We start from the raw sequence: 19,528 nt of genomic DNA on the forward strand, positions 1-19,528 counted from the left end.
AGTGGCAGGGCGCTATTGGCCGCGCTCCATCAGCGGTGGGCTATAGCTTTCCTCGATGTCGACCCCGGCCGCCCTGGCTCGGCTTTCAACTTCTGAGCGACGTTGCAGCCGTTCTTTCAAATGCGCAGGGAACAGGGTTCTCCATTGGGCTCTTTGTGCCTCTGCAAAGTCGCGGGTCCAGAACATGTCCAGGGATATCAGGTTCAGGCTTATCAAGTAGACAGCGCTTTGCAGGGGGGCGCTTTTCGAGTCGTAGCGCAGGGCTCGGACATGCGCAATGTAGTTGCCGTGATAGAGATACCAGTCATAGAACATGTTGTTGCCCAGCCACTGCTCAAGGCTCATCTCATGGTTGGCATCGAACAGCGGGTGGCTGAGTGGCTGGGTACCCAGGAGGCTTTCCTTCCAGTCCAGCTTGTGCAACTCGCCAGCGGCTATTCGGGGGTCGGAAGGGAAGTAGTATTTTTGCCATCCAGCGTTCTTCAACGTCCTGAGAAGGTTATAGACAAGCGCCTTGTTGGCCTTGTGAGTGCTGTTGTCCGGCAGCCCGCGAAGGTCGATGTTCAATTCCTGGATGGCGTTTGAGGTATTGCCATCAACGGCAATCAGCAGCCCGGCCACCTGATCCAGTTCAAGCGTGCCCTCGGGCTGGGCCAGGCTCAGGTCAAGGAGTGCTCCCTGACGATCCGCCTCATACCAACATAGGTTGACCGCATCCAGGCAGTCGGCGGTAAAGCTCACCGGGCTCTTTTCCAGGAACTCGGCAACCGGTGTTCCCAAGGGGATGTGCAGGCGTGCAACGCTGCTCCGGGTTTTATTCGGGGCTTTATCTTGATTGTTGTCGCAGCCGGCTAGAAAAAGTACGAGCAACAGATAGCACAGCTTCATGTTTGGCCTTTCCAATGAGCAGGAAGGGGCAGGGTGGCGAGGGCGCAAGCCCCCTCGCCACCGCCGCAGATCACTCGTCGAGGTTGCCCATGGCGGTGGTGTTGAAACCGCCGTCCACGTACATGATCTCGCCGCTGATGCCCGAGGCCAGGTCCGAGCAGAGGAAGGCGCCGGCGTTGCCGACTTCTTCGATGGTGACGTTGCGCCGCAGCGGGGTTTGCGCCTCGTTGGCCGCCAGCATCTTGCGGAAGTTCTTGATCCCCGAGGCGGCCAGGGTGCGGATCGGGCCGGCGGAAACGGCGTTGACCCGGGTGCCCTCCGGGCCCAGGGAGCCGGCCAGGTAGCGCACGCCGGCTTCCAGGGAGGCCTTGGCCATGCCCATCACGTTGTAGTTGGGCATGGTGCGTTCGGCGCCCAGGTAGGACAGGGTCAGCAGGCTGCCGTTGCGGCCCTTCATCATTTCCCGACCGGCCTTGGCCAGGGCCACGAAGCTGTAGGCGCTGATGTCGTGGGCAATGCGAAAGCCCTCGCGGGTGGTGGCATCGGTGAAGTCGCCTTCGAGCTGGTCGCCAGGTGCGAAGCCCACGGAGTGGACGATGCAGTCCAGGCCGTCCCATTTTTTACCCAGCGCGGTGAAGACCTGGGCGATCTGCTCGTCACTGGCCACATCGCAAGGGAAGCACAGCTCGGCGCTGGAGCCCCAGCCTGCGGCGAACTCCTCGACCCGGCCCTTGAGTTTTTCGTTCTGATAAGTGAAGGCCAGCTCGGCGCCTTCACGATGCATGGCGGCAGCGATGCCGGAGGCGATCGACAGCTTGCTGGCGACACCGACGATCAGGACACGCTTCCCAGCGAGAAAACCCATATGTTGCTACTCCTGTTTCAGGTTATTCGGCGCTTGCCGGAGCCAGGAAGGCGGCTTCCAGCAATTGCCGTGTGTAAGGGTGTTGCGGGGCGTCGAAGATGCCCCCGGCGTCCCCCTGTTCCACCACCTGGCCGTGCTTGATCACCATCAACTGGTGGCTCAGGGCCTTGACCACCGCCAGGTCGTGGCTGATGAACAAGTAGGTCAGGTTGTACTTGCTTTGCAGTGTGCGCAGCAGTTCCACCACCTGGCGCTGCACCGTGCGGTCCAGGGCCGAAGTCGGTTCGTCCAGCAGGATCAGCCGCGGCTTGAGCACCAGGGCCCGGGCAATGGCGATGCGCTGGCGCTGCCCGCCGGAGAACTCATGGGGGTAGCGGTGCCGCGTGTCCGGGTCCAGGCCGACCTCCTTGAGGGCTTCGATGATGGCCTGTTCCTGCTCCTGCTCACTGCCTATCTTGTGGATGCGCAGGCCCTCGCCGACGATCTGGCTCACGCTCATGCGCGGGCTGAGGCTGCCGAAAGGGTCCTGGAACACCACCTGCATTTCCCGCCGCAGCGGCCGAACCTGTTGCTGGGTCAGGCTGTCCAGTTGCTGGCCCTCGAAGCGAATGCCGCCCTGGCTGGCAATCAGGCGCAGGATCGCCAGGCCCAGGGTCGACTTGCCCGAGCCGCTTTCACCAACGATGCCCAGGGTCTGGCCCTGGGGCAGGCTGAAGTGGATGCCGTCCACTGCCTTGACGTGATCCACGGTGCTGCGCAGCAGGCCTTTCTTGATCGGGAACCAGACCTTGAGGTTGTTAACCTCCAGCAGCGGCGGGCCAATCTCGTTGGCCGCCGGCAGGCCGCTGGGTTCTGCGGCCAGCAGTTCCCGGGTGTAGGGATGCTGCGGCGCGCGGAACAGATCTTCGCAGGATGCCTGTTCGACGATGCAGCCCTTCTGCATGACACAGACCCGGTGGGCAATGCGCCGCACCAGGTTCAGGTCGTGGCTGATCAGCAGCAGCGCCATGCCCAGGCGCGCCTGCAGTTCCTTGAGCAGCTCGAGGATCTTCAGCTGCACGGTGACATCCAGGGCTGTGGTGGGCTCGTCGGCGATCAGCAGTTCCGGCTCATTGGCCAGGGCCATGGCGATCATTACCCGTTGCCGCTGGCCGCCAGACAGCTCGTGGGGCAGGGCCTTGAGACGCTTGTGCGGTTCGGGGATGCCCACCAGCTCCAGCAGTTCCAGGGTGCGCCGGGTGGCGACCTTGCCGGTCAGGCCCTTGTGGATGCCCAGCACTTCGTTGATCTGCTTCTCGATGCTGTGCAGCGGGTTCAGCGAGGTCATGGGCTCCTGGAAGATCATCGCGATGCGGTTGCCGCGGATATGGCGGATGGTCTTCTCTTTGAGGGTCAGCAGGTCGTGCCCGGCATACTGGATGGTGCCGCTGGGGTGGTGCGCCAGAGGGTAGGGCAGCAGCCGCAGGATGGAGTGGGCGGTGACCGATTTGCCCGAGCCGCTTTCGCCCACCAGGGCCAGGGTCTCGCCGCGCTTGATGTCGAAGCTGACGCCTTGCACCACCCGCTGGCGGTGCTCGCCGGTGACGAACTCCACCGCCAGGTCGCGGACTTCGATCAGGTTGTCCTGGGTCATGTCATTTCCTCGGGTCGAAGGCATCGCGGGCGGATTCGCCGATGAACACCAGCAGGCTGAGCATGATCGCCAGCACGGCGAAGGCGCTCATGCCCAGCCAGGGCGCCTGCAGGTTGGACTTGCCCTGGGCCACCAGCTCGCCGAGGGATGGCGCCCCCGGCGGCAGGCCGAAACCGAGGAAGTCCAGGGCGGTGAGGGTGCCGATGGCGCCGGTGAGGATAAAGGGCATGAAGGTCATGGTGGAGACCATGGCGTTGGGCAGGATGTGGCGGAACATGATGGCGCCGTTCTGCATGCCCAGGGCCCGGGCGGCCCGCACGTACTCCAGGTTGCGCCCGCGCAGGAACTCGGCCCTCACCACGTCCACCAGGCTCATCCAGGAGAACAGCAGCATGATCCCCAGCAGCCACCAGAAGTTGGGTTGCACGAAGCTGGCGAGGATGATCAGCAGGTAGAGCACCGGCAGGCCGGACCAGATCTCCAGGAAGCGCTGGCCCACCAGGTCCACCCAGCCGCCGTAGAAGCCCTGCAGGGCGCCGGCGATGACGCCGATGATGGAACTGAGAATGGTCAGGGTCAGGGCGAACAGCACCGACACCCGGAACCCGTAGATGACCCGGGCCAGCACGTCGCGGCCCTGGTCGTCGGTGCCCAGCAGGTTGTCCGCCGAGGGCGGCGCCGGGGCCGGTACCCGCAGGTCGTAGTTGATGCTCTGGTAGCTGAAGGGGATCGGTGCCCAGAGTACCCAGGCATCCTTCTGCGCCAGCAGTTCGCGGATGTAGGGGCTCTTGTAGTTGGCTTCCAGGGGGAATTCGCCGCCGAAGGTGGTCTCCGGGTAGCGCTTGAGGGCCGGGAAGTACCAGCCGCCTTCGTAGTGCACCACCAGCGGCTTGTCGTTGGCGATCAGCTCGGCGCCCAGGCTGAGGACGAACAGCACCAGGAACAGCCACAGCGACCACCAGCCGCGCTTGTTGGCCTTGAAACGCTCGAAGCGCCGGCGATTGAGGGGGGACAGGTTCATCTCAATGCTCCCGGCTGTCGAAGTCGATGCGAGGGTCGACCAGGGTGTAGGTCAGGTCGCCGATCAGTTTCACCACCAGCCCCAGCAGGGTGAAGATGAACAGGGTGCCGAACACCACCGGGTAGTCGCGGTTGATCGCTGCCTCGAAGCTCATCAGGCCCAGGCCGTCGAGGGAGAAGATCACTTCCACCAGCAGGGAGCCGGTGAAGAAGATGCCGATGAAGGCCGAGGGGAAGCCGGCGATCACCAGCAGCATGGCGTTGCGGAACACATGGCCGTAGAGCACCCGGCGCTGGGTCAGGCCCTTGGCCTTGGCGGTGACCACGTACTGCTTGTTGATCTCGTCGAGGAAGCTGTTCTTGGTCAGCAGGGTCATGGTGGCGAAGTGGCCGATCACCAGGGCGGTGACCGGCAGCGCCAGGTGCCAGAAGTAGTCGAGGATCTTGCCGCCCCAGCTCAGCTGGTCGAAGTCGTTGGAGGTCAGGCCGCGCAGGGGGAACCAGTTGAAATAGCTGCCGCCTGCGAACACCACGATCAGCAGGATGGCGAACAGGAAGGCCGGGATCGCGTAGCCGACGATGATCGCCGAGCTGGTCCAGACATCGAAGTGGCTGCCGTGGCGGGTGGCCTTGGCGATCCCCAGGGGGATCGACACCAGGTACATGATCAGGGTGCTCCACAACCCGAGGGAGATGGACACCGGCATCTTTTCCTTGATCAGGTCCACCACCTTGGCGTCACGGAAGAAGCTGTTGCCGAAATCCAGGGTGGCGTAGTTCTTGATCATGATCCACAAGCGTTCCGGCGCCGACTTGTCGAAGCCGTACATGTGCTCGATTTCCTTGATCAGCGCTGGGTCCAGGCCCTGGGCGCCGCGGTAGCTGGAACCGGCCACCGAGACTTCGGCGCCGCCGCCGGCGATGCGGCTGGTGGCGCCGTCGAAGCCTTCGAGCTTGGCGATCATCTGCTCCACCGGGCCGCCGGGTGCGGCCTGGATGATCACGAAGTTGATCAGCAGGATGCCCAGCAGCGTGGGGATGATCAGCAGCAGGCGGCGAAAGATATAGGCCAGCATGGTCAGTACACCGCTTCGGCCGGGGCCGCCTGGTTGTCCGGGGTCGGTTCAACGGCCGGCTTGGCGCCGGGCTTGATCCACCAGGTGTTGACGCCGATGTCGTACCTGGGCGCGACCTTGGGGTGGCCGATATGGTCCCAGTAGGCCACGCGCCAGGTCTTGATGTGCCAGTTGGGAATCACGTAGTAGCCCCATTGCAGGACCCGGTCCAGGGCCTTGGCGTGGGCCACCAGGCTGGCGCGGGAATCGGCGTTGATCAGGTTTTCCACCAGGCTGTCGATGGCCGGGTCCTTGAGGCCGATGTAGTTGCGGCTGCCGGGCTTGTCGGCGCTGGAGGACATCCAGAACTCGCGTTGCTCGTTACCCGGGGAGTTGGACTGGGGGAAGCTGCCGACGATCATGTCGAAGTCTCGCGAGCGCACCCGGGTGATGTACTGGGACACGTCGACCCGGCGGATCACCAGGTCGATGCCCAGGTCGGCCAGGTTGCGCTTGAACGGCAGCAGCACGCGCTCGAACTCGGTCTGGGCCAGCAGGAACTCGATCACCACCGGCTTGCCCTGGGCGTCGACCATCTTGTCGTCGACGATGCGCCAGCCGGCTTCCTGCAACAGCTGGTAGGCCTGGCGCTGCTGGGCGCGGATCATCCCGCTGCCGTCGCACACCGAAGGGGAGAAGGCCTGGTCGAACACCTGCGGGGGGATCTTGCCCCGCAGCGGTTCGAGGATGGCCAGTTCCTCGGGCCCCGGCAGGCCGGTGGCGGCCATTTCCGAGTTCTCGAAGTAGCTGCGGGTGCGGGTGTAGGCACCGTTGAACAGCTGCTTGTTGCTCCACTCGAAGTCCAGCAGCAGGCTCAGCGCGTGACGCACTCGCACGTCCTGGAACATCGGCCGGCGGGTGTTGAAGACAAAACCCTGCATGCCGGTGGGATTGCCGTTGGCGATCTGCTCCTTGATCAGGCGGCCCTGGGCCACGGCCGGAATGTTGTAGGCGTTGGCCCAGTTCTTCGCGCTCATTTCCAGCCAGTAGTCGAACTGGCCGGCCTTGAGCGCTTCCAGGGCCACAGTGTTGTCGCGGTAGTAGTCGCTGGTGATCACGTCGAAATTGTAGAAGCCGCGGTTGACCGGCAGGTCCTTGGCCCAATAGTCCTTGACCCGCTCGTAGCGGATCGAGCGCCCGGCCTTGACCTCGGTGACCTTGTAAGGGCCGCTGCCCAAGGGAATCTCCAGGTTGCTCTTGGCAAAGTCGCGGCTTTGCCACCAGTGCTTGGGCAGGATCGTCAGCTGGCCGAGGATCAGCGGCAGCTCGCGGTTGTTGGTGTGCTTGAACTTGAACAGCACCCGCTGCGGGTCTTCGGCGATCACCTGGTCGACATCGGCGTAGTAGCCGCGGTACAGCGGCGAGCCGGCGCTCATCAGGGTCTGGAAGCTGAACACCACGTCTTCGGCGTGGATCGGCTGGCCGTCGTTGAAGCGCGCCTCGGGGCGCAGATAGAAGCGCACCCAGCTGTTGTCCGGGGCTTTCTCGATCTTGCTGGCCACCAGGCCGTACTCGGTGAACGGCTCATCCAGGCTCTGGGCCATCAGGGTGTCGTAGACCAGGCCGATGTTCAGCTCCGGCACGCCCTTGCTGATGAACGGGTTGAGGCTGTCGAAGCTGCCGAAGCCGGCCATGCGGAAGGTGCCGCCCTTGGGCGCGTCGGGATTGACGAAGTCGAAGTGCTGGAAGTTCGCCGGGTATTTCGGCGCTTCGTTGTACAGGGTCACGGCGTGTTGCGGCGCAGCCTGGGCATAGCAGGCGATGGCGCTGAACAACAGGCCGCTGGTGCGCAGGAGCAGGGCACGCAGGGGCATCATTGGGCGTTCTCCATGGACTTCAGCCACCAGGCGCCGAGGCCCAGGGTATAGGGCGGCGTGGTGACGAAGGCGAACCGGTTACGGTAGGCCAGGCGGTGATAGTTGAGGTACCAGTTGGGAATCATGTAGTGCTGCCACAGCAGCACCCGGTCCAGGGCCCGGCCCGCGGCCAGTTGGTCGTCGCGGGTCTGGGCGGCCAGCAGCTGTTCCAGCAGGTGATCGACCACCGGGTTGTTGATGCCTGCGTAGTTCTTGCTGCCCTTGACCGAGACCTGGCTGGAGTGGAAGTACTGCCATTGCTCAAGGCCCGGGCTCAGGGTCTGGTTGAGGGTCATGAGGATCATGTCGTAGTCGAACTGGTCCAGGCGCTGCTTGTATTGCGCCCGGTCCACGGTGCGCAGGCGGGCGTCGATGCCGATGCTCGCGAGGTTCTCCACGTAGGGCTGGAGAATCCGTTCCAGGTTGGGGTTGACCAGCATCAGTTCGAAGCGCAGCGGCTGCCCGGCACTGTTCTGCAGGCGCTGGCCATTGAGCTTCCAGCCCGCCTCGCCGAGCAGCCCCAGGGCCTTGCGCAGGGTGTCCCGCGGGATGCCGCGGCCGTCGGTGCGCGGCAGGCTGAAGGCCTGGCTGAACAGGCTGGCGGGCAATTGCTCGCGGTAGGGCGAGAGCAGCAGCCATTCATGGCCCTGCGGTACCCCGGTGGCGGAGAACTCGCTATTGGGGTAGTAGCTCAGGGCGCGCTGGTAGGCGCCGCTGAACAGGGTGCGGTTGGTCCACTCGAAGTCGAACATCATGCCCAGCGCCTCGCGCACCCGCACGTCGGCGAAAGTGGCGCGGCGGGTGTTCATGAACAGACCCTGGGTCTGGGTCGGGATCTGGTGCGCCACCTGGGCCTTGATCACCTCACCGCGGTTGACCGCCGGGAAGTTGTAGCCGTTGGCCCAGTTCTTGGCCTGGTGCTCGATATAGATGTCGAACTCGCCGGCCTTGAAGGCTTCGAAGGCCACGTCGCTGTCGCGGTAGAACTCCACTTCGACCCGGTCGAAGTTGTTGAAGCCGCGGTTGACTGGCAGGTCCTTGCCCCAGTAGTCCTTGACCCGTTCGAACACCAGCTGGCGCCCGGGCTGTACCTGGGTGATGCGGTACGGGCCGCTGCCCAGGGGCGGGGTGAAGGTGGTGGCCTTGAAGTCGCGATCCTTCCAGTAATGCTGGGGCAGCACCGGCAGTTCGCCCAGGCGCAGGATCAGCAAGGGGTTGCCGGCACGCTTGAACACGAAGCGGATGCGCTGCGGGCCGAGGATATCCACCCGCTGCACTTCTTGCAGGTTGGTGCGGTATTGCGGGTGGCCTTCCTTGAGCAACAGGCGATAGGAGAACGCCACATCGTAGGCGGTGATCGGCTTGCCATCGTGAAAGCGTGCTTCGGGGCGCAGGTTGAACACCACCCAACTGCGGTCCTCGGCGTATTCCACCGAGCGGGCGATCAGGCCGTAGCTGGAAGTTGGCTCATCACCGGAAGGCGCATACAGGCCGGTGCCCACCATCAAGGGTTCGTTGAGCTCGTTGACCCCGTATTGCAGGAAATTCGGCGTGGCGACCGGGCTGGTGCCCTTGAAGGTGTAGGGGTTGAGGGTGTCGAAGGTGCCAAAGGCCATGACCCGCAAGGTGCCGCCTTTGGGCGCAGCGGGGTTGACCCAATCGAAATGGGTGAACTTTGCCGGGTATTTGAGCGTGCCAAACTGCGCGTAACCGTGACTTTCGGTGATCGTCGCGCTTGCGGGAAAGCTCAAGGCCAGGCTGATGAAGAGCAGGAGCAGGGGACGCATCGAGACAGAGATCCGATCCAGGCGGCTTGGGCTTTGTGCTCCGTACAGTAACAGCTTGTATCAGCAGGAAAAAGCTCGCTGGCGCGCGCTTCGTGCAATTGAAATTTCCTGTAGGAGCCGGGTTGCCGGCGAAGGCTGTTCGCCGGCAAGCCGGCTCCTACAGGGGAGATTTCAGTGCGGCAGGTACACCGTCAGCATCTGGCCGGGCTTGAGGGCCTGGGCCGCGCGGGGGTTCCAGCGCTTGAGGTGCTGCATCTCGACATTGAAGCGCTTGGCCACCATGTACAGCGAGTCACCCTGCTTGACCTTGTACTGAGTCGACTTCTTCTTGTTGCTGGCCAGGCTGGTTTTCTTGCTGGCCACCTTGCGGGTGTCCTGCATCACCAGCGTCTGGCCGACCTTGAGGTTCTTGCCGCTGAGCTTGTTCCAGCGCTGCAGGTCCTGGACGTCGACCTTGTTGGCCTTGGCAATGAGGGTCAGGTTGTCGCCATTCTTGACCCGGTAGATGCGCTTGGCCCGCAGCGAATCACGCCCTTCGTCGCGGTCGAAGACCGGTTTGAGGGAGCGCTTGCTGATCAGTTCTTCGGGTTTCATGGTGGACAGGCTGGTGGTCAGCAACTGTGCCTTGGAAGTCGGCACCAGCAGGTGCTGGGGGCCGTCGATGGTGGTGCGCTGCTTGAACGCCGGGTTGAGCTGGAACAGCTCGTCCTCGTCGATGTTGGCCACCGCCGCGACCTTGGACAGGTCCATGCGCTGGTTGATCTCCACCACCTGGAAGTAGGGTTCGTTGGCGATCGGGTTGAGGTTCACGCCGTAGGCCTGCGGGGCCAGCACCACCTGGGACAGGGCCAGCAGCTTGGGCACATAGGCCTGGGTCTCGGCCGGCAGCGGCAGGTTCCAGTAGTCGGTGGGCAGGCCGAGCTTTTCATTGCGCTCGATGGCCCGGCTCACCGTGCCTTCACCGGCGTTGTAGGCGGCCAGTGCCAGCAGCCAGTCGCCGTTGAACATGTCGTGCAGGCGGCTCAGGTAGTCCATGGCCGCGGTGGTGGACGCGGTGATGTCGCGGCGGCCATCGTAGAAGCGGGTCTGGCGCAGGTTGAAGTAGCGCCCGGTGGCCGGGACGAACTGCCACAGCCCCACCGCATCGGCCCGGGAATAGGCCAGGGGGTTGTAGGCGCTTTCGATGACCGGCAGCAGGGCCAGTTCCAGCGGCATGTTGCGCTCTTCGAGACGCTCGACGATGTAGTGGATATAAAGGCTGCCGCGCTCGCCGGCATTTTCCAGGAAGGAAGGGTTGCTGGCGAACCACAGGCGCTGCTGTTCAATACGCGGGTTGACGCCCAGGCCTTCTTGCAATTGGAACCCCTGGCGCATGCGTTCCCAGACGTCCTGGGGTACTTGCGGGCTGGGCTGGTTGCTCAGCCAGATGGGTTTCTGCTTGATGCGGGCGTTGAAATTCTGTGTGTGTGTCGCGTCGCTCTGCGGGGCATGGCCGGTGCTTTGGCAGCCCGCAAGAGTCGCTGACACAGCTACCGCGATGGCCTGGGCCAAGCGCGTCAATGCGTCTGAACTGATGGAATAACGAATAGATGACGACATTGGCTGGAAGTAAGTTCCGGGCAAAAATGTCGGGCGATTCTAGAAAGCACCCGGGGTGCGGTCAACCATTCAGAATTTTTGTACCAATCGATAGCCTGCTTAGAACTTATCTTTCCAAGCCCTCAGGGCCGCAAAGACCGCACTCTGCGACTGGTTATCCTGGCCATTCCGTTCGTCCGCTTTTTGTTTAACGGATGTTTCACCGGTACGTAGGAACGGGTTGGTCAATTTCTCCAGGGCCAGGGTCGAGGGCAGGGTCATGCGCCCTTGCTCACGCATCTGCGTGACCTTCGTCAGGCGTTCGGCGATGTCCGGGTTGGCCGGTTCCACCGCCTGGGCGAAGCGCAGGTTGCTCAGGGTGTATTCGTGGGTGCAGTAGATCAGGGTGTCGTCCGGCAGCGCGGCGAGGCGGCCGAGGGAGTGGTGCATCTGCTCCGGGGTGCCCTCGAACAGTCGGCCACAACCGGCCGCGAACAGGGTATCGCCACAGAACAGCAGGCCATGGTGGTAGAAGGCGATATGCCCCAGGGTGTGGCCGGGCACGGCGAACACCTCGAACTCCCAGCCGAGGATGCTGACCCGCTGGTTGTCTTCGAGGCCGATGTCGCGGGCCGGGATCTTTTCCCGGGCCGGGCCATAGACCGTGGCCGCGCTGTGCTGCTTGAGGCGTTCGACGCCGCCGACGTGATCGTGGTGATGGTGGGTGATCAGTATGTCGCTGAGCACCCAGCCCGGGTGCTGTTCCAGCCAGGCCAGTACCGGCGCTGCATCCCCCGGATCGACGACTGCGCAGCGCTGGCTGCGATGATCTTGTAACAACCAGATGTAGTTATCGGTGAAGGCGGGCAGGGCACTGATCTGTATCATCTTCGGATTCGCCAAGCGGAAAACAATGGCGCATCTTAGAGCTTCTTGGCGCGTTGGAGAATGCAATGACCGATAAAGCCTTCGCTCAGGCAGATCCCGACTGGCTGGCCCTGATCAGTGCGGCACGGGAGTGGCTGTCCGGCCCCCTGGGGCAATTTCTGCTGGATGAAGAGCGGCGCATGCTCGAAGAGGAACTGGGGCGTTTCTTCGGCGGCTACCTGGTGCACTACGGGCCCTCGGCGCAAACTCCGCCGGCGGCGCCCCAGGTGCAACGCAACGTGCGTCTCGGCGCGCCCTTGCCCGGGGTGGAGATCGTTTGCGAGGAGCAGGCCTGGCCCCTGAGCGAGCACGCCGCCGATGTGGTGGTGCTGCAGCACGGCCTGGATTTCTGCCTGTCGCCCCACGGCCTGCTGCGCGAGGCGGCCAGCAGCGTGCGCCCTGGGGGGCATCTGCTGATTGTCGGCATCAACCCCTGGAGCACCTGGGGCCTGCGCCATGTGTTCGCCCATGATGCGTTGCGCCTGGCCCGCTGCATCTCCCCGTCGCGGGTCGGCGACTGGCTCAACCTGCTGGGCTTCGCGCTGGAGAAACGCCGCTTCGGGTGCTATCGTCCGCCGCTTGCTTCAACGGCATGGCAGGCGCGGCTGGCCGGCTGGGAGCGCAGGGCCGGGCACTGGCAACTGTCCGGCGGCGGCTTCTACCTGTTGGTGGCGCGCAAGATCGCCGTGGGCCTGCGCCCGGTGCGCCAGGTGCGGCGCGAGCCGATGGGCAAGCTGGTACCGCTGCCCATGGCCAAGGTCAACCGCCGCAACGCCGAGCCTTGATGAACTGTTGAAACCCTCTTTTTATACACTCCCGGCCGGCGTAGCCCGGCCCTGGGCCCGGTCGATCGCGGTCGGCGGGCTAATGGCAATTTTCTGATGGAAGGCGTGGATGAGCGATAGCGTAGAAATCTTTACCGACGGTGCCTGCAAGGGCAATCCCGGCCCCGGTGGCTGGGGCGCGCTGCTGGTGTGCAAGGGCGTCGAAAAGGAGCTCTGGGGCGGCGAAGCCAACACCACCAATAACCGCATGGAGCTGATGGCGGCGATCCGCGGCCTGGAAGAGCTCAAGCGCCAGTGCGATGTGCAACTGGTCACCGACTCGCAGTATGTGATGAAGGGCATCAACGAGTGGATGGCCAACTGGAAGAAGCGCGGCTGGAAGACCGCCGCCAAGGAGCCGGTGAAGAATGCCGACCTGTGGCAGCAGCTCGACGAACAGGTCAACCGCCACAACGTCACCTGGAAATGGGTGCGCGGCCACACTGGCCATCACGGCAACGAGCGGGCCGACCAGTTGGCCAACCGCGGTGTCGACGAGGTCCGCGGCTACAAGCAGTCCTGATGCCCTGAGCGGCCAATCAGCGACAAGGCAGCGGCCGTTCGAGTCGCTGCTTCATTTCCCCCATCGCACGGGGCGAATCCACCAGCACCGCATCCATCTTCAGGCAAGCGGCCGCCTGATAGTCCTCGGCTGTATTGACGCCGATCGCCAGCATCCGCACCTTGCCCCGTGACTGAAAGCAATCCACCGCAGCGGGTGTCCACAGCCGGGCATCGACCTGGGAGCGCGCCTCGCCCAGGGTAAAGGTCTCGACCAGTTGCACCGGGCGCCGGTACTCGAAAGCCACCCAACTGCCGGGTGCAGGTGGTGCGTTGCAGTGGTGGGCGAGGGCGACGCTGGCCAGCCGGTCCCGGGTACTGTCCCTGGATTCGAACAGCCGGGCCTGGGGATAGGGCGCGAAAGCCTGCTGGTAGCCGGCATCGGTGGAATAGATCAGCACCCGGTTCCAGGCGTGCAGCTGTTCCAGCAAGCGGGCGACGGCCTGGGCCTGGGGGGCAGCCGGCAGGGCCTTCATGTCGAGAATCACCGGCACCGACTCGGGGATCGCCATCAGCGCCTGACGCAACGACGGCAGGCTCACCGGCTGGGCGCGATAGGGAAAGGTCACCTGGCCGTCGGCTGCTGTCTGCTTGAAATTCCACCCGGCATTGAGTGCCTGCAACTGCGCCAGGGTGTGCTGGTTGACTGCGCCTGTGGCCTGGGTATTGGCGCTCAGGTCGGCCGGTCGGTACAGCACCGGTACGCCATCGCGGCTTAGCTGCACCGTCAGCCAGAGCATGTCGACGTTATTGCGCAGGGCGTTGTCGATGGCCAGCAGGGTGTTCTCGGGAAAGTCCGCGGCGCCGCCGCGATGGGCAACGATCAGCGGCCGTTGTCGGCTGCCGCTGTCGGTGTGCGCAAGGGAAGAGCAGCCACTGATGCAGGCCAAGGCCAGCAGCAGTGGGAGCATCTGTCGAGTCTTGAGCATGGGAGGGCGGTTCCTGTGGAGTGAGTGCAACGCCGGGTATCAGCACCCGCGCGCCTGGGTGAGGCCGCACGGTAACGCAATAGCCTTGTTCGCATAAAGAAACGGCTGCGGCGCGCGATGAATTAGCTGCGGATGCGCCTGGGAGCTCAGAGCGCAAGCATGGCGCTGGCCAGTTGCAGGTCGCTAACGGGCGGGGCACCGAGCACCTGGCGAATGTGCATCAGGGCGGCTTCCAACCGGGCGCCACGGATCTCGCCGGCGCTGGCCACGAAGGCTGCGGCATCGCTCTGGGCGGCGAGCACAAGTTTGTCGTCCTTGAATGAGCTGCTGGCTTTGGAGCTGCCCTCGGTTGAGCTCAGGGTCAGGCTCATGCTGATGTCGGTGCTGATCACCAGGGCGCTGGCCTGGACGAGGTCGGCGAACAGGCAGGCGCAGAGCACGCAGGCCAGTCGGGTTTTGCTGGGGGTCATGGCAGGGCTGGGTCCGGCGGAAAATATCGTCGGGCACCCTAGCGCTTTGCGTTGCAGCGAACTGCAGCAGCTTTGCTAAGGATTGTTAAAAACTGCACAGGCTGGGGGCTGATGAATCCGCCATGGGTGTCCTGCCGCCAGAGCGTGCTAAAATCCCGCGCTTTGAAACACTTCCACCGTTGAGAACTGACCCCTGATGGCCAACAGATCTGTTGTACTCGATACCGAAACCACCGGCATGCCGGTGACCGACGGCCACCGGATCATTGAAATCGGTTGCGTCGAGTTGATCGGTCGGCGCCTGACCGGCCGGCACTTCCACGTTTACCTGCAACCGGATCGCGAGAGCGATGAGGGCGCCATCGGCGTCCACGGCATCACCAACGAATTCCTGGTGGGCAAGCCGCGTTTCGCCGAAGTCGCCGACGAGTTCTTCGACTTCATCCAGGGCGCGCAGCTGATCATCCACAACGCGGCGTTCGACGTTGGCTTCATCAACAACGAATTCGCCTTGATGGGCCAGCACGAACGGGCCGACATCACCCAGCACTGCACCATCCTCGACACCCTGATGATGGCCCGCGAGCGGCACCCGGGGCAGCGCAACAGCCTCGACGCCCTGTGCAAACGCTACGGCGTCGACAACTCCGGCCGTGAACTGCACGGCGCCTTGCTCGACTCGGAGATCCTGGCCGACGTCTACCTGACCATGACCGGTGGCCAGACCAGCCTGTCGCTGGCCGGCAATGCCTCGGACGGCAACGGCTCTGGCGAGGGGGCCGGCCAGGCTTCGGAAATCCGCCGCTTGCCGGCCGATCGCCCGCGCGGGCGGATCATCCAGGCCAGCGAGGCCGAACTGGCCGAGCACCAGGTGCGCCTGGAAATCATCGCCAAGTCCGCCGGTGCCCCGGCGCTCTGGACCCAGTTGCTCGAAACCCAGCAGTAAGCCTTTGCGGTGGCCGCTGCCGCAGGCGGCGAACGGCGCCGTAGGAGGCGCCGCGATATTGAGGAACGAAGGGCCTTGCCTGGAGGGAGATCGCCAGGCAAGGCCCTTCGTTCCTTATCGCAGCTTCGCAGGCTCAGCAGCGGCTACAGGCGTGGTTGGGGCGTGGCTGGGAATGGACCGGCAATTGTTCCAGAGCGACGTTTTGTTACACCCAGCCCATGCCTGGGGTGACACGAAGCGTGCGCAGCTTCTACCCTGAGTTGATTGGCGGGGCCTGCCCGCCGTTTCAGGACACTGAGCCCCATGTATAAAGACCTGCAGTTTCCGATCCTGATCGTGCATCGCGACATCAAGGCCGATACGGTCGCGGGGGACCGGGTCAGGGGGATCGCCCGGGAACTGGAAAAGGACGGGTTCAGCATCTTTTCCGCGGTGGACTATGCCGAAGGGCGGCTGGTGGCTTCGACCCATCACGGCCTGGCCTGCATGTTGATCGCCGCCGAAGGGGCCGGGGAAAACAAGCACCTGTTGCAGAACATGGTGGAACTGATCCGCCTGGCGCGGGTACGTGCGCCGCTGCTGCCGATCTTTGCCCTGGGCGAGCAGGTGACCCTGGAAAACGCCCCCGCCGACGCCATGAGCGAACTCAACCAGCTGCGGGGCATTCTCTACCTGTTCGAGGACACGGTGCCGTTCCTGGCCCGGCAAGTGGCCCGGGCCGCGCGGGGCTACCTGGATGGCTTGCTGCCACCGTTCTTCAAGGCCCTGGTACAGCACACCGCCGACTCCAACTATTCCTGGCACACCCCGGGGCACGGCGGTGGCGTGGCCTATCGCAAGAGCCCGGTGGGGCAGGCGTTTCACCAGTTCTTTGGCGAGAACACCTTGCGTTCGGACCTGTCGGTGTCGGTCCCGGAGCTGGGGTCGCTGCTGGATCACACCGGCCCGCTGGCGGAAGCCGAGGCCCGTGCCGCGCGCAACTTTGGCGCCGATCACACCTTTTTCGTGATCAATGGCACCTCCACCGCCAACAAGATCGTCTGGCATTCCATGGTCGGTCGCGATGACCTGGTGCTGGTGGACCGCAACTGCCACAAGTCGGTGCTGCACTCGATCATCATGACCGGGGCCATTCCCCTGTACCTGTGCCCGGAGCGCAACGAACTGGGGATCATCGGGCCGATTCCCCTGAGCGAGTTCAGCGCCGAGTCGATCCAGGCCAAGATCGATGCCAGCCCGCTGACCCGCGGCCGGCCGCCCAGGGTCAAGCTGGCGGTGGTCACCAACTCCACTTATGACGGCCTGTGCTACAACGCCGAGCTGATCAAGCAGAGCCTGGGCAACAGTGTCGAGGTGCTGCACTTCGACGAAGCCTGGTACGCCTATGCGGCCTTTCATGAGTTCTTTGCCGGGCGCTACGGCATGGGCACGTCCCGCAGCGCCGACAGCCCGCTGGTGTTCACCACCCACTCTACCCACAAGCTGCTGGCGGCCTTCAGCCAGGCCTCGATGATTCACGTGCAGGATGGCGGCGCCCGGCAACTGGACCGCGACCGCTTCAACGAAGCCTTCATGATGCATATCTCCACCTCGCCGCAGTACAGCATCATCGCCTCGCTGGACGTGGCTTCGGCGATGATGGAAGGGCCGGCAGGGCGCTCGCTGCTGCAGGAAATGTTCGACGAGGCCCTGAGCTTTCGCCGGGCCCTGGCCAACCTGCGGCAGAACATCGCCGCCGATGACTGGTGGTTCTCGGTGTGGCAACCGGAGCGGGTCGAGGGCATCGACCAGGTGCGCACCGAAGACTGGCTGCTGGAACCTGAAGGCGAGTGGCACGGCTTTGCCGGGGTCACCGATGACTATGTGCTGCTGGACCCGATCAAGGTGACCCTGGTCATGCCCGGCCTGACCGCGGGCGGCGCCCTGAGCGAGCACGGGATCCCGGCGGCGGTGGTCAGCAAGTTTCTCTGGGAGCGCGGGCTGGTGGTGGAAAAGACCGGGCTCTATTCGTTCCTGGTGCTGTTCTCCATGGGCATCACCAAGGGCAAGTGGAGCACGCTGCTCACCGAACTGCTGGAGTTCAAGCGCAACTACGACGCCAATGTCAGCCTGGCCAGCTGCCTGCCCAGCGTGGCCGGGCAGGACCCGCAGCGCTACCAGGGCATGGGCCTGCAGGACCTGTGCGACCAGTTGCACGCCTGCTACCGCAGCAACGCCACGGCCAAGCACCTCAAGCGCATGTACACGGTGCTGCCGGAGGTGGCCATGAAGCCTGCCGATGCCTATGACCATCTGGTGCGGGGCGAGGTCGAGGCGGTTTCCATCGATCAGTTGCAGGGGCGTATCGCTGCGGTGATGCTGGTGCCCTATCCGCCGGGCATTCCGCTGATCATGCCGGGCGAGCGTTTCACCGATTCCACCCGATCGATCATCGATTACCTGGCCTTTGCCCGGGCCTTTGACAGCAGCTTCCCGGGGTTTGTCGCCGATGTGCACGGGCTGCAGCATGACGATCTGGGCGACGGGCGCCAGTACACCGTCGATTGCATCAAGGCATGAGGAGCTTCCCGGCCATGCAACCTGTTGTGAATCCCCGTTATCCGGGCCTGGCGGTGCGAGTCGCCGATGAGGGCTTTGCCGCTTATATCTGGGGCAGCGACTTCAGCTTTGAGGTCAGCGCCTATGCCGTGGCCGAACGCGAAGTGCCGGTGGCGGACTGGGCCCTGCGACGGATCGTGCCCTATCGCAAATGCTATGGCATCGACCCGGAGGAGTTCAGCAGCTACCGCAATGCCGCGGACAGCGAGATCTTCATGGCCTATCTGGACGACCAGCCGGTGGGCCATGTGGTGGTCAGCACCAACTGGAACGGTTACGCCCATATCGATGAGCTGGCGGTGCATGCGCCGGCGCGGCGCCACGGGGTAGCCAGGGCGCTGCTGGATGTGGCGCAGTTCTGGAGCCGCAGGAAAAAACTGCCGGGGATGATGCTGGAAACCCAGAACAACAACCTGGGGGCCTGCCGTCTCTACGAGCAATGCGGCTATGTGGTAGGGGGCGTGGACCACCTGCGTTACCGCGGTATCGACCCGCAGACCGCCGAGGTGGCGATCTTCTGGTACCGGCTGTTCGCCAATGAGCTGGAGGGGCCGGCGCTTTAACCTGCCAGCAGGGCCTCGGCCTGTTCCGTGAGCAGCTCCAGCAGGGCAGTGGTCAGCGGCGAGCTGTCGCTGCCGTGGCGCCGCAAGGCGTACAGCGTGACGCTGATGGGGGGCGACAGCGGGCACACATCGAGCCCGGCGCTGCGGGCGCCGACGGCGGTGAAGGGGTCGACGATGGCCAGACCTTCGCCAGCTTCCACCAGGCTGCGCATCATCTGATAGGTCTGCACCCGGGTCTGGATCACCGGGCTGGGGCGCAGGTTCTGCAATTTGCTGGCAAGCATCACGCTCAGCGGGTCCTGGCCCTCCAGGCCGACCATGGCCTGGCCGGCCAGATCCTGCAGGGCGACGTATTTCTGCTTGGGTTGCAGCCAGCCGTGGGGCGCCAGGAGAAACAGCTTGCCCTGGGCCAGGGCCTGGCTGTGGATGTCCGGGTGCTGCGGATCGTGCAGGCTCAGGCCCAGATCGCAGTCACGCAGCAGCAGGCTGTGGACCATGTCCCGGGTGCTCTGGCCGAGCAGGCTGCAAGGGGTGTCGGCGAAGCGCCGGCGCAGGGCGGCGATGCACTGGGGTAGCAGTTGCTGAACCAGCGGCGGGGTGCCGACGAGGCGCAGCGGTGGCGCCTGGTGGAACCTCAGGCTGTCGGCCAGGCGCTGCACGGGCTCGAAAGCGTCATACACCCGGGTGATGGCTCCCTGCAGCTCCCGGGCTTCACGGGTGGCCTGCAAACGGCCGCGAACACTGGCGAACAGCATGAAGCCCAATTGGCTCTCGGCGTCGCGCAGCAGGGCCTCGACCTCGGCCACCGAAAGTTGCAGCAGTTCGGCGGCAGTGCCCAGGTGAGCGGTTTGCAGGAGCGCCTGAATCACTTCGATATGACGTAAACGCATGCTTGAAGTCCATCTCCAGCCGTCGAGGGGTCAAGCAACGAATCCTAACCCAAGTGTGGCGACACAACAGCTGGCGAT

17 protein-coding genes are annotated in these 19,528 nt (G+C 64.2%); 5 read left to right on the forward strand and 12 right to left on the reverse strand.

All coding sequences use genetic code 11. From position 1 onward, the window contains the following. Window positions 1-12: 12 nt before the first annotated feature. The 9 genes from AC1RL5_RS02745 to gloB form a co-directional block, all read right to left on the reverse strand. Entirely contained in the window at window positions 13-888 is an 876-nt protein-coding gene (locus tag AC1RL5_RS02745) for a hypothetical protein (protein ID WP_492588960.1), read from the reverse strand. A 70-nt stretch (window positions 889-958) separates the two neighbouring features. Beyond that, window positions 959-1,753 (reverse strand): enoyl-ACP reductase FabI, encoded by a 795-nt coding sequence (gene fabI / locus AC1RL5_RS02750; RefSeq protein ID WP_015635823.1) that lies wholly within the window; start codon window positions 1,751-1,753, stop codon window positions 959-961. Between the two features lie 22 nt (window positions 1,754-1,775). Next, window positions 1,776-3,386 carry an ABC transporter ATP-binding protein gene (locus tag AC1RL5_RS02755; protein ID WP_011061587.1) on the reverse strand — a complete coding sequence of 537 codons (1,611 nt, stop codon included), beginning with the start codon at window positions 3,384-3,386 and terminating at the stop codon, window positions 1,776-1,778. A gap of 1 nt (window position 3,387) precedes the next feature. Then, window positions 3,388-4,407: an ABC transporter permease gene (locus AC1RL5_RS02760; protein WP_011061586.1), complete on the reverse strand. Its 1,020-nt coding sequence runs from the start codon at window positions 4,405-4,407 to the stop codon at window positions 3,388-3,390. A gap of 1 nt (window position 4,408) precedes the next feature. Next, on the reverse strand, window positions 4,409-5,482 hold the full coding sequence (locus AC1RL5_RS02765; RefSeq protein WP_011061585.1) for a microcin C ABC transporter permease YejB: 1,074 nt from the start codon (window positions 5,480-5,482) through the stop codon (window positions 4,409-4,411). 2 nt (window positions 5,483-5,484) lie between these two features. Beyond that, window positions 5,485-7,338: an extracellular solute-binding protein gene (locus AC1RL5_RS02770; protein WP_492588959.1), complete on the reverse strand. Its 1,854-nt coding sequence runs from the start codon at window positions 7,336-7,338 to the stop codon at window positions 5,485-5,487. Next, a complete protein-coding gene (locus tag AC1RL5_RS02775) occupies window positions 7,335-9,164 on the reverse strand; it encodes an extracellular solute-binding protein (protein WP_011061583.1) in 1,830 nt (609 codons plus the stop codon). The genes AC1RL5_RS02770 and AC1RL5_RS02775 overlap by 4 nt, the downstream gene beginning before the upstream one ends. Before the next feature lie 171 nt (window positions 9,165-9,335). Then, complete coding sequence (locus AC1RL5_RS02780) at window positions 9,336-10,763, reverse strand: transglycosylase SLT domain-containing protein (protein ID WP_011061582.1); 1,428 nt, start codon at window positions 10,761-10,763, stop codon at window positions 9,336-9,338. 99 nt (window positions 10,764-10,862) lie between these two features. Further along, window positions 10,863-11,630 carry a hydroxyacylglutathione hydrolase gene (gene gloB, locus AC1RL5_RS02785; protein ID WP_093404038.1) on the reverse strand — a complete coding sequence of 256 codons (768 nt, stop codon included), beginning with the start codon at window positions 11,628-11,630 and terminating at the stop codon, window positions 10,863-10,865. A gap of 65 nt (window positions 11,631-11,695) precedes the next feature. Between gloB and AC1RL5_RS02790 the strand changes: the two genes are divergently transcribed. Together AC1RL5_RS02790 and rnhA are read left to right on the forward strand one after the other, a co-directional pair. Next, on the forward strand, window positions 11,696-12,454 hold the full coding sequence (locus AC1RL5_RS02790) for a methyltransferase domain-containing protein (RefSeq protein ID WP_011061580.1): 759 nt from the start codon (window positions 11,696-11,698) through the stop codon (window positions 12,452-12,454). 109 nt (window positions 12,455-12,563) lie between these two features. After that, complete coding sequence (gene rnhA / locus AC1RL5_RS02795) at window positions 12,564-13,016, forward strand: ribonuclease HI (protein WP_019092917.1); 453 nt, start codon at window positions 12,564-12,566, stop codon at window positions 13,014-13,016. 16 nt (window positions 13,017-13,032) lie between these two features. Here the strand turns inward: rnhA and AC1RL5_RS02800 are convergent, their stop codons facing one another. Both AC1RL5_RS02800 and AC1RL5_RS02805 read right to left on the reverse strand, forming a co-directional pair. Next, complete coding sequence (locus AC1RL5_RS02800) at window positions 13,033-13,983, reverse strand: glycerophosphodiester phosphodiesterase family protein (RefSeq protein ID WP_492588958.1); 951 nt, start codon at window positions 13,981-13,983, stop codon at window positions 13,033-13,035. A gap of 146 nt (window positions 13,984-14,129) precedes the next feature. Continuing rightward, entirely contained in the window at window positions 14,130-14,453 is a 324-nt protein-coding gene (locus AC1RL5_RS02805; protein WP_492588957.1) for a DUF2388 domain-containing protein, read from the reverse strand. A gap of 196 nt (window positions 14,454-14,649) precedes the next feature. On the opposite strand from AC1RL5_RS02805, the gene dnaQ reads away from it, so the two are divergent. The 3 genes from dnaQ (at window position 14,650) to AC1RL5_RS02820 (ending at window position 18,560) form a co-directional block, all read left to right on the forward strand. Continuing rightward, complete coding sequence (gene dnaQ, locus AC1RL5_RS02810; RefSeq protein WP_015635815.1) at window positions 14,650-15,399, forward strand: DNA polymerase III subunit epsilon; 750 nt, start codon at window positions 14,650-14,652, stop codon at window positions 15,397-15,399. Window positions 15,400-15,702: 303 nt separating this feature from the next. Further along, on the forward strand, window positions 15,703-17,958 hold the full coding sequence (locus tag AC1RL5_RS02815) for an Orn/Lys/Arg family decarboxylase (RefSeq protein ID WP_015635813.1): 2,256 nt from the start codon (window positions 15,703-15,705) through the stop codon (window positions 17,956-17,958). Window positions 17,959-17,972: 14 nt separating this feature from the next. After that, window positions 17,973-18,560: a GNAT family N-acetyltransferase gene (locus AC1RL5_RS02820; RefSeq protein WP_015635812.1), complete on the forward strand. Its 588-nt coding sequence runs from the start codon at window positions 17,973-17,975 to the stop codon at window positions 18,558-18,560. Here AC1RL5_RS02820 and AC1RL5_RS02825 read toward each other — a convergent pair. Then, the gene (locus AC1RL5_RS02825; RefSeq protein WP_011061573.1) at window positions 18,557-19,450 is read right to left on the reverse strand and encodes a LysR family transcriptional regulator; all 894 of its coding nucleotides are present in this window, start codon (window positions 19,448-19,450) and stop codon (window positions 18,557-18,559) included. The two genes, AC1RL5_RS02820 and AC1RL5_RS02825, sit on opposite strands and share 4 nt — an antisense overlap. Window positions 19,451-19,528 lie beyond the last annotated feature (78 nt).

It is taken from the genome of Pseudomonas sp. GW822-FHT06D10, assembly GCF_058799535.1.